Source organism: Streptomyces sp. A18 (genome assembly GCF_059026065.1).
Genome location: NZ_JBWLKL010000063.1, coordinates 16,805 through 27,378, shown reverse-complemented (window position 1 = coordinate 27,378; position 10,574 = coordinate 16,805). Strand labels below are relative to the sequence as shown.

Below are 10,574 nucleotides of genomic sequence, written 5' to 3'. Positions count from 1 at the left end.
CCCGATGACGCTCCGTCCGCTGCACTCCCGCAAGGTGGCCTGCGCTGCGCTCCGGCCACCCCGTGACGCTGCGCGCCCACCAGGGCGCACCACGCTCCGCGCAGCCCGCCAACGGGCCTGACGGCCCGGCAGCAACGGGAGGGGGTGCGGGTGGTGACGGGAAGTCGGCGAGCGAGTGTGCTTCAAAGTAACTGCTAGCTTGTCTCTGGAATAGGATCCAGCACACGGCCTTGCCGGTGCTCCGGCTAGGAAGAACAACCAGCCCATCGCGTCAGTCCAACTGTAGCCCTTGCGGCTCCTCTACGTGCAAGATTCCCGTTTCCCGCCGCTCGAATCGACCGGACGGCAGCCCAGGAGAAGGTAGGCGAATATGTCGAGCACGGACCGCGTTGATCAGCGCGAGGCAGCCCAGCGAGAAGCCATTGACGCGGTCCTGCGTGCCCTCGAATTGCCTGCAAGATCACTTGTGCCCGAACGAGGGCTTCGAACGCAGGTGATCATGGCGACCGGGTCCGGGAAGACCCGGGTGGCGGTCCGCAGCGCGGAGGAGCTCCACGCGGGCCGCGTGCTGGTGCTCGTGCCCTCGCTGGACCTGCTCGCCCAGACCGAGGCCGCATGGCGTGAGGGCGGCCGCCGGGGGCCGATGATCGGGGTGTCCTCGCTGCGGGGTGAGGAGGTGTCCTTCCCCAACACCACGGACGTGGACGAGCTGGTGGAGTGGACGCGGGGCCTGGACAAGGTGACCGTGTACGCCACGTACGCCAGCCTCGGTCTGGGCACGCTGGAGCGGGCGCACGCTGCGGGTTTGGCGGCTTGGGACCTGATCGTCGTGGACGAAGCCCACAGAGTTTCGGGCCGGATCGGGAAGCCGTGGGCGGTCGTTCACGACAACCAGAAGATCCCGTCCCTGCGCCGTCTGTACATGACGGCCACGCCCCGGCTGTGGCAGCTCGGGGACGAGGACGAGGCCGGCGCACCGGGCGAGTTGGTCGCGAGCATGGAAGACGACCCCGACGGGCCTTTCGGCAGCAGGGCGTTCACTTTGACGCTCTCGGAGGCCATCGACCGGGGAATCTGTGCCCCCTACCAGGTCGTATGCGTCGACGTCACAGACACCCACCTCCAGGCCGCCCAGCTCCTGGGCGCGGAGAGCCGCTCGGCAGAGGTCCGCGGGGCCCGGCTCGCTGCCCTGCAGACCGCCCTGGTGAAGGCGTCGGCGGAGGAGAACTTCCGGCGCACGCTCGTCTTCCACCACCAGATCCGCGAGGCCGAAGCGTTCGCCGCCGGCCTTCCCGACGTCGCCGCGCAGCTGCACGCCAGCGACCCTGAGCTGTACCCGAAGACGATCTGGGCGGACTGGCTGTGCGGCGACCACAAGCCGCTCCACCGCCGTCGGCTGCTCGGGGAGTTCGCGGCCGGGATCGCCACGGACGGCACCGTGGTGGAGAAGTGCTTCCTGTGCTCGGTGAAGGTGCTGGGCGAGGGCGTCGACACCAAGAACTGCGACTCCGTGTACTGGGCGGACGTACGCGGCTCGATGCCCGACCTCGTCCAGGCCGTGGGCCGGGCGCTGCGGATGCAGCCCGGCGAGGGCAAGGTCGCCTCGCTCGTGGTACCCGTGCTGCTCGGGCCGGGCGAGACGGCGGACAACATGCTCACCTCCCGGGCCTTCGGCGGGCTGGCCAAGCTCCTGGAGGCGCTGCGGGCGCACGACGCCAGGATCGTGGAGAGCCTCGCGGAGCAGCAGGCCCCGAGCCGCTACAAGCCCGTAGCCAAGGACGAGAGCGGGAAGAGCACGGACGGGAGCGGCGAGGGCTCCGGAGGCGCCAGCGGGCCCGCCAAGGCCCTGTTGAAGTTCTCCACGCCCCGCGACCCGGCCGCCCTCGCCGCGTTCATCAACCTGCGCGTCCTCCACCCCGAGCACGAGCACTGGCGGCGCGGCGTGGAGGCCGCCGTCATCTACGCCCGCGAGCACGGCGACCTCCGCGTCCCGTTCACGTTCCGCGTGCCCGCCGTCGACGACCAGGAGGCGGGAGACACCGGGTGGCCGGCCTCGCTCGCCGGGTTCCCGCTGGGGCAGTGGACCGCTGACGCCAGGAGGTTCTACGCCCGCGGCGACATGGACGAGGACCGCATCGCGCAGCTGGAGAAGCTCGGCATGATCTGGAGCCACTTCGACGTCGCGTGGGAGGAGGGCCTGTCCGCCGCGCGCGGGTGGGCGGCCGAACACGGGCACCTCCTAGCCCCGCTGGACGCCACCTTCCAGGGCGCGAAGGTGGGCATCTGGTTGAAGAACGCGCGGGCCGCCGCCCGGAAGGCCGCGGAGATCGAGCAGCGGCGTGCGGAGGGTTTGCCGGTGGAGTCATCGGCCGGGGCGCTGTCGGACGAGCGGCGTGAGCAGTTGGAGGAGATCGACGCGTCCTGGTGCCCGAGCTGGCCGGTGACGTGGCAGCGGTGCTTCCACCTGGTCCGGATGCACCTGGACGCGGGCGAGGCGATGCCCACCGAGGTGGGCGACGTCGTGCGCCAGGGCGAGGATCTCGGGCGGTGGGTGCAGTCGGTCCGGCTCGGGTGGGATCAGCTCACGACCGTGCAGCAGTGGATGTGCGAGCAGGTCCTCGGGATCGAGCCCGCCAGCGAGGACGAGAAGCCCAAGCGCCGTACGCAGGCCGACAAGTGGGCGATGAACTACGAGGCCGCCAAGCAGTACTACGAACGTGAAGGGCACCTTCAGATCCCGAGGAAGCACGTCGAGCGGATCGTCGGCGAGGACCAGGAGGAGCGGGAGCACAAGCTGGGGTCCTGGATCGGGAATCAGCGGAGCAGGGCCGCGACACTGACACCAGAGCGGATGGAACAGCTCTCCGCCATCGGCATGCGGTGGACATGAGGTACATAGCGGTGAGGCCCGCGCTACGGACCATCACGACTCCTTGTTGTCGAGTTCCTGTTCGCGCAGTGCCCTTCTGGCACGGTGCCAAGCAGCAAAGACTTCAGGAAGCTGGTCCAGAATGCCTCGCACCGTAAACAGGAGCACACTCGCTACACCGGCCACGGCCAGAATCCACAACGTGAGCACGTCCACCGATTCGACACCTTCATCACAGAGGTCGAACCAGCGACGGATGTTGCCCAGTTCGACCGAAAACGGTCAGAACTGAGTTCCACGCCGACAGCAAAGCCCAGGTACAGCAGGAGAGGATCGTGTGGGCACCGGGTGCGCCACGAGCGGATGGTTGGGGGCAGGAGTCCGGGTCGTGGTTCACGGATCGCACAGAATTCCCCGCGACATGTCGGCTCGCCGGTACCTGCGCCTGCGAACCCCACGCTAAACGGCCTCCCACCACACCGCACCCGATCCTTAAATATGACTACGCCCCGGCCCGCCGCCTGCTATATGGCCTCCCATCGATGCGGGCCTCAGACAGGAGGTCGGATCCCAGCATCTCCTCGACCGTCCACCAGCTGATGCCTTTGGAACACGAGGCTTCGTGCTGTGCCCGTGGATCAGTGGAGCAATCAACTCGCTAGCCACCTTGCAGAGACGCGAGGCATGGACCAGGCGACTGGGCTGAGGACCAGGCGCGGTTCACCTGCGCGCGGGTGCCGGGGGGGGGGCGGTCCGACAGGCCGTCGTCATCTTGGTCCACGTTCTCGTCCGGCCGCGCACTAGCTGGCGCATCACGCGCGTGCCGACCACCGAGACGCGGGCGCCGGCGCCCGTACGCGATCCGGACTGCGTCGCCAACCGCACACCCGGGGAGAGCACGAGTAGACGGTAAGTCTCCCACTCCCTTACAGGCGTTCGACCCGCTCGAGGACTTCGACAGCGCAAGGCCCGGACCAGGTGTCCGGGCCTTCGTCGTGCCCGGGATCTTTTCTCGCGCCCGCTGCTGTCCGAGTCCCAGCTTCCGGCCCTACGGGGTGAGGGAGCCGTGCCCGCCAGGACGAGACGCAAGCACCTGAGTCCTGTCACTGTCCCGCTCGCTCAGCTGAACTCACCCCGGAGGGAGTACCGATGACCACCCGCCAGACACCCCAGGCAACACCCGCCCCGATCGGAGCTACGCTGAACACGCCACCCTGGGCCAGGGCCACGACCCCACAGGGACGCTCTCAAGCAGAGAGCCACAGCAGGACCGCCGACCGCGAGGCGCTCACCACCTCCACGCGGACGACACCACATCAGGTGTCCGCTGTCCTCAATCCCTCTGCTCCAGGGAGCAGCACCATGACCCGGGACAACGTTCCCACCCCCGTCCAACCCGCCGCCGCCCCCGCGCCTGCCCCGCAGCAGCCCGCTGCCGGTGCCGGCCTGACCGCCGCGATAGCCCAGGGCGCCACCCAAGGAGCCGCTCGGTCCATGACGGCACGGCTGGTCGACAAATTCCTCACCAACCCGCCCGACTGGCTCAGAGACCTGTGGCCCTGGCAGTAGCCACCACAGCCGGGCAGGACCGCCCTGCCCGGCAGTTGCCGCTCGAACGTCAGAACCCGTCAGGGCGACCCGGTCACGATGAGGGCTCCACCGCCATCTCGCTCCACGTCTCGCCCCCCCTCCCGGAGGATGCCCTTCATCGTGATCTGCTCCATTGTGGCGATCAAGACGCTTCCCGCCGTGAGTACGACGGCGTCACCCTGGATCGGGCCGGAGCCCTGGGAAAGCCATCCTGCGCCTCCTAGGCAGATTTCGGCGATGGGGTCCCACCTGGGACAGCCCCGTCGTGCCACTGCTCCACCAGGTGTATGCGATCAACGTGGACCGGGTGCGAGAGTGGCCGGTCCACAGCCGCCAAGTGCTCTTTGAGCTCAGCCTGGTTGAGGGTGTCGGCTCCGTCGCCTGTGTAGGCGACGGAGATGTGCGGATAGCGGCTCACAGCGGCCGTGAACGCATTGGGGCACTGACGTTCCATCATCGTGGTGATCCTCTCGACCATGTTGGCGAAAGGGTTCAGCGGCCATCCGCTGACTTCGATGGCGACGGATGCGACCGCTCGCCGGTCAAAGGTCAGCGTGAAGGCTCCACCTGATGTGCCCAGGCATGGGCGTCGTCCAGGATCGCCTCGATATCGGCATCGGCAGAGCCGAGGCCGACGCAGTGCACAAGGGTGCAGTGCAGCCACTCACTTAGCACCCGGCTCAGCCCCGGCTGGTCGACCAGCGCCTCCGGGTAGGCCCCGAACAGGGCGGTGCTCTCAGCTGCCACCCTCTCTCCCCAGGAACCTTCGGTAGAGCCTGTCACCCTGCCTGCACCACCTGCAGCAGATCCGCCACCACGGAACCTGAGTGCACGGCGTTGCGCTTCTTCGCGGTCGACCTGCCGGGTGAGGACATCGCGGTCTTTACCCAACCCGGGGCGCTCGCTCCTACCAACACCGGTCAGTCGTTGGTGGTAGGAGCTACCACCGCAGGTCAGAGGCCAGGCGGCAGGCGGTTACCTGACGTGGGTAACCGCCATGTGGTCACCCGGAGCCGGTGCGGAAGCGTGAGAGCCAACCGCCCTCGGGCCTCGGCTCGGGCACGCCTTGGTCCAGCGCCTGGTGCTCCAGCGCGGCCTGGTCGGCTTGGCCTCCTGCGGTGAGAACCTGCTGCTTGCAGGCGTCGCACAGGTGCCGGTGAGCGTCCCGTGGGGCGCCCCACCCGGCGGTCTCGGTCGCCTTCCACCGGTCGTCGCTGAACTTCGTGCCGCAACTGGTGCAGAGGGGACGGTGTGCTTCCTGCTCTGCCTTCTGCTGTTCGACCGCGTGACGCAACTGCTCCTGGTGCTCGCGGTTGCGGGCCTCGTACTTGGCCCGCTGGCGGATGTCGTGCGCTTCGCGGCGGGGGTTTCCGATGGCTTCCAGGAGGGGCTGCATGTGGTCGCGGCCGAAGCGGTGGAACGCCGGTCCGGCCGGGCCGTGTTCGCGCAGGTTGCGCAGTCCGGTCGCGATGATCGGGATCTTCTGGCCGTAGAGGTGGTGGTCCTCATACCGCTCCCCCTCCCACAGAGGGCGGGTGAGGTCTTGCAGGCGCGGGACAGTTCGGTTGGGGTCGCGGGCGCCGATGTGGTTGAACACCAGCAGTACGGGCGGGTGCGGCACGTCGCCAGGCCGGCCTGCGGGGGCGGTCCAGCGGGTGCGCCACATCGGGCGCTCCGTACCGTCGGTGTCCTTCACCTTCCGCCGGAAGAAGCGGGCGTACTTCTGCAGTTTGTCGGCGATCTCCTCCGCGGTCTCGTGGCAGTTGTCGACCTCGATGAACAGCAGCGGCACCTGGTCCTGCGGGGCGGTGAGGACGATGTCGGCCTGGGCGCCGCCCTTGCCGGGCGTATTCCAGGTACCGGTGGCGGGCAGCGGCACTTCGGTCCAGTAGGACGCGATGGAGCCGATGCCATCGGATGCGTCGACGGCGGCCTGGGCGGCCGCTCGGACTGCGGGCGGGTCCTCGGTGAGCTTGGCGAGGTTCGGCTTCGGCCGCAGCATCGCGATCACTGTCTCGTTGACGGCCATGGGATGCGAGGCGCCGCTGGAGCCCGCACCGCGGGCCGTGGAGCCCATCTCCGTCACCGGGCGCCGCAGTTCGTAAGAAGCGGCCTCCAAGCCCTTGGGGGTCAGGTTCCGCAACCTCTCCCCCGTCGCAGTGGACCCGCCGTTCTCGGACAGGCCGTGCTTGCGCAGGTCGGAGAGCGCACCGGTATACGAAGCACTACGAGCCGTCTTCCGCTCAGACGGCGTCTCCTTGTCGGTGTGACGGAAGCTCAGGTGCGCAGCGCCGATCCGCTGGATCTGCTCAGCCGTGGCCACCTTTAGCGCTCCCAGCACGCACAGCACATCGCCGCGGTGATTGTTCGTCGATCCCGCCGAGTTGGTCTTGCGTTTCCCCGCCATCAGCCCCGTCCTTCCACCTGTCGCGCCCGGCCACCGGCCGGGCGCCGGCCTGCGGCCGCAGAGGGCACCGAGCCCCCGAACCCGAGGATCTCCTCCTCCACTGACATCCCCACCAAGTTCAAGAGGAGAGAAGAGGGTTGTGACGAAGCGGCAGGCGGCTGAATCTGCGGCGTGACCAGGGCGTCTTCCCTCTCTCCTGATGTCGGGCACCAAAGGGGGTTCCCAAGTGGCGTCCGAAGTGGGCACCGTAGGGGCGCACTTCGGCTTGCCCGGTGCTCGTCGGCCACCTGACCGAGGCGGGCAGGCCCGGGTCGGCTGCTGGTCGGTGTGACGCCATCGCCGTATCTCCTTCGCTCGATCACCGACCCGGCCGGGTCGGTGATCGAGCGAGCAGCGTGCACGGGCACCGCTTGACCGCGGTCTGACGGCGGCCGCCAGCGAGCGTGGTCTAGGAGAAACGCGGCCGCAAAGGGCGGTGGCAGACATGGACAAGGGGTCAGAGTCGGAATCGTGGGCGGGCCGACCACGGTGGACAAGGGGCGCCATCCTGCTCGCCCGGTCCATCGCTTCTGGCTCGCCGCGCCCCGGACTCAGGGAAGAAGACCTCCCTCTGCAAGAGGGAAGAGGTGTCCGCAGCCACCGGCCGCTCCTGACCAGTGCAAACACCGCCGATTACCCAATCACGCTGGTACCCACGCTGGGACGAACGCTGGTACCGGCGCCGTCAGCCCGATACCCGACCCCACCAGGGGCGGTGAGGAGCCGGTGGCCCGATGGTCGACTCCCACCACAGCACCGGAAGCAGGCGGGGTAGGCCCCACCACTACAGGTCACAGACGCCGCGCCTCCAACACCACAGGAGCCCGCGTCACACCCCCCGCTCCATGCCCCGTCGCCCGCACCCTGAAGGTGATCTGTGATGCGCACGTGAAGCGGGCCCGCACGGTGCATTTTGTATCCGGTGCGCATCGGCAGACATCGCCGTGCACTGGTCGGTGCGCACGGCCGGGCGGGTGCCCCGACCGCACCGGATGCCGCACATCGGGTGCGGTGCGTTTCTCCTTGACCACGGCCCCGGTCAAGGAGAAACACAGCAGCACACCCCGAGACGGTGTCGTGCACTCCGTCGCCGCCGCCCGGCAGTTCTACGAACGTGAGGGACACCTACAGGTCCAAAGGAAGCACGTCGCCGGGAACTCAAGCTGGGGCCTGGATCAACAACCAACGCACCCGAGCCGCGACGCTGACGCGGGAGCGGATGGAGCAACTCTCCAAGGTCGGGATGCGGTGGACACAGCAACAGTAGGAGTGTGCCGCCGGTCGGCGGCACACTGCCGTGCCTACGTCTGTGTCCCATTCAGGTCCGGTCGTTGAGTAGTTTGATCAGCTGCTCCAGCTTGTCGGCAGGCATGTGGTCCTCGAGGACGCGCAGCACCGCTTCGGGGCGGCCGAAGGGCATGGACTGGATCCCCACCAGTTCCGGCAGCGGTTCCCGCGGCCTCGTCTTCGTCTGCTTTGCCGATTCGACCGTCCCCGTCGCCGCTGCCGTACTCCTACGCTCGTGGGAGTCGGTGGGCTCGATCTCCGCGCCGTCCTCTATTACGCCGTAATAATTTTCGTCGTCGGCGCGGGACGTGCGTGGTCGGCGTCGGCGGGTGGTCTCCTCTGCCGCCTTCTTCTCCTTCAGTTCCTCCAGTGCCTCCCGCTGCCGCTCGGCCGGCTTGTTGCCCACGGCCCGCAGCAGGTCGACGCTCTCGGTACCTTCTTCCAGGCTCTGCTGGAGTTCCGGGGTCAGGCCCAGCAGGGCCAGGCGCTGGGAGACCCAGCCCTGTGACTTGTGGAGTCGCTTGGCGAGCTTGGTCTGGGTCCCGTGGATGGCCAGCAGCCGCTGCAGCGCTCGCGCTTCGTCCATCGGCTCGAGGTCCTGGCGGTGGACGTTGGCGACCAGGGCCGATTCCAGGAGCTCGTCCTCAGTGCTGCCCTGGGTGTCGTCGACCATCACCTTCAGCTCGGGTACGCCGAACTCACGAGCCGCCCAGAGGCGGCTGCTGCCATCGACTACTACGTACGTGGTGCCGTCCTCGAGTTCACTCTCGCGGGCCGGGTTCGCAGTGACGTAGGCGTCGCGGTTCATGACCGTGACGGCTTGCTTCTGGCCGTGGTCCTTCAGGCTGTTGCCCAGGTCCGTCAGGTCACCGAAGGTGGTTCGCGGGTTGTCGGGGTTGGGGCTGATGAGGTCGACGGAAAGCTTGGTCGGGTCGGGGACTCCCTCAGTGGGTACGCCGCCCGTTGCCGCGGCCACCGCCGCACGCCGGGCGCTCACCTGGCCGCGTGTCCTGCCGAAGGACGCGCCGGTGCCCAGTTGGTCGGCGACGCGGCTCATGAAAGCTCCCTTGCCAGTGCGCGCATGGTGATGGCCTGCTCACCGCGAGGCGAGAACGACAGCAGTGGCTGCTTGACGCGGACCGCCTTGCGCTGGTCACCCAGGTCACCGATGACTGCGACGACGCGTGGGTCCTTTATGGCGATCCAGGCGTCCAGTGAGGAAGTGGCGATGTATCCGCGGCGCGGGTCGTAGAGGTTGACGACGATGCCCAGGTAGTCGAGCTCGATGCCCATGTCCTCTCGGAGGTCTTCGATCTGCTCGATGAGGAGGTCGTAGGCGTCGGCGCTGCTGTCTTCGGCCTGCACGATGATCAGGGGACCCGAAACGCCGGTGTCTTCCTCGTCGCGGCGGCGGCCGTAGTAGATCGCGGCGTCCATGCTGAGTCCGAGGCTGGGCGGGCAGTCGACGATGATTTCGTCGTAATCGGCCTCGAGAGATGCCAGGGCTCGCTCGAGTGCTGCTTCGCGGAAGCGCACCTTGGACAGGGCGACGTCCAGGAGGAACGCGTCCTTGCATCCGGGCAGCAGGTCCAGGCGGTTGCCGTAGCGGTCGTCGTCGATGGTGACGACGAGGTCGTGGATGTCTCCCTTGGCCTCGCCGGACATGTGCTTGCTGAGGCTGTCCGAGTCCGGGCTCATCGGGATGTCGTCCTGCCCGAGCTGCTTGGTCAGGTGGCGCTGCGGGTCGAAGTCAACCATGAGGATGCGTCGGCCCAGGCCCGGCAACTCCTCAATCTTGAGCGCTGACTTCGCCTGGGTCCGCTTGGCCTCTTCGTCGAGTGCGGCGGCATCCTGTGCGGCGATCTGGTCGGCCAGGTGCCGCGAGATCCGCACCGGGTGGAGCGAGTCCGGGTCCTCGGCAAGTGCCGCGCCGAGGCCTGATGTCACGGCTGTCTTGCCGACGCCGCCCTTCTGGTTGCAGACGATGCGGCGCTTGGGGTGCTTGCGGCGCTGCACGGCGGGGGGCGGGTTACTGTCCAGCCACAGCGTCACCGCCTGGGCGAGGCCTTGGATCAGGGAGACCTTGCGGTCCTTGGCCACCAGGGTGAAGGAGGCCCACTGTCCCGCGGGGAGCCAGGTAGAGAAGGAGTCAGCGCCGGAAGTGTCCAGGGGGACCGGGGCGGCGGCGAGGTTCATCCAGGCAGCGATGCCCTGCTCTACCGCGTCCTGGAGGTCGATCCGGTACTGGGCGGCTCGGATCTTCAGATCGTGTCGGAGTTGGCTGGGGAGTTTGGATACGACCTTCTCGCGGTCGCTGGCTGGCGAGCTCATGGCGGACACCTTACTAACGTCAGCTGCTCGTATGCGACTTCGACACGTTAC

General features: G+C 68.1%; 8 protein-coding genes. 3 read left to right on the top strand and 5 right to left on the bottom strand.

Features of this window, described 5'->3' with window-relative positions; all coding sequences use genetic code 11:
* Nucleotides 1-370: 370 nt before the first annotated feature.
* Entirely contained in the window at nt 371-2,890 is a 2,520-nt protein-coding gene (locus tag AC5P1C_RS41100) for a helicase associated domain-containing protein (protein WP_493871112.1), read from the top strand.
* 33 nt (nt 2,891-2,923) lie between these two features.
* On the opposite strand, the gene AC5P1C_RS41095 is transcribed toward AC5P1C_RS41100, so the two are convergent.
* Nucleotides 2,924-3,085, bottom strand: coding sequence for a hypothetical protein (locus AC5P1C_RS41095; RefSeq protein WP_493871111.1), 162 nt, complete (start codon nt 3,083-3,085; stop codon nt 2,924-2,926).
* 1,146 nt (nt 3,086-4,231) lie between these two features.
* On the opposite strand from AC5P1C_RS41095, the gene AC5P1C_RS41090 reads away from it, so the two are divergent.
* Entirely contained in the window at nt 4,232-4,438 is a 207-nt protein-coding gene (locus AC5P1C_RS41090) for a hypothetical protein (protein WP_493871110.1), read from the top strand.
* 570 nt (nt 4,439-5,008) lie between these two features.
* On the opposite strand, the gene AC5P1C_RS41085 is transcribed toward AC5P1C_RS41090, so the two are convergent.
* Nucleotides 5,009-5,206 carry a hypothetical protein gene (locus AC5P1C_RS41085; protein ID WP_493871109.1) on the bottom strand — a complete coding sequence of 66 codons (198 nt, stop codon included), beginning with the start codon at nt 5,204-5,206 and terminating at the stop codon, nt 5,009-5,011.
* Nucleotides 5,207-5,462: 256 nt separating this feature from the next.
* Entirely contained in the window at nt 5,463-6,866 is a 1,404-nt protein-coding gene (locus tag AC5P1C_RS41080; protein WP_493871108.1) for a replication-relaxation family protein, read from the bottom strand.
* A 1,111-nt stretch (nt 6,867-7,977) separates the two neighbouring features.
* On the opposite strand from AC5P1C_RS41080, the gene AC5P1C_RS41075 reads away from it, so the two are divergent.
* Nucleotides 7,978-8,172, top strand: a complete 195-nt coding sequence (locus tag AC5P1C_RS41075; protein ID WP_493871107.1) for a helicase associated domain-containing protein — start codon at nt 7,978-7,980, stop codon at nt 8,170-8,172.
* A gap of 51 nt (nt 8,173-8,223) precedes the next feature.
* Here AC5P1C_RS41075 and AC5P1C_RS41070 read toward each other — a convergent pair whose 3' ends face one another.
* Together AC5P1C_RS41070 and AC5P1C_RS41065 are read right to left on the bottom strand one after the other, a co-directional pair.
* Nucleotides 8,224-9,249: a ParB/RepB/Spo0J family partition protein gene (locus AC5P1C_RS41070; RefSeq protein WP_493871106.1), complete on the bottom strand. Its 1,026-nt coding sequence runs from the start codon at nt 9,247-9,249 to the stop codon at nt 8,224-8,226.
* Nucleotides 9,246-10,523 carry a ParA family protein gene (locus AC5P1C_RS41065; protein WP_493871105.1) on the bottom strand — a complete coding sequence of 426 codons (1,278 nt, stop codon included), beginning with the start codon at nt 10,521-10,523 and terminating at the stop codon, nt 9,246-9,248. Before AC5P1C_RS41065 ends, AC5P1C_RS41070 begins: the two co-directional genes overlap by 4 nt.
* Nucleotides 10,524-10,574: the final 51 nt, after the last annotated feature.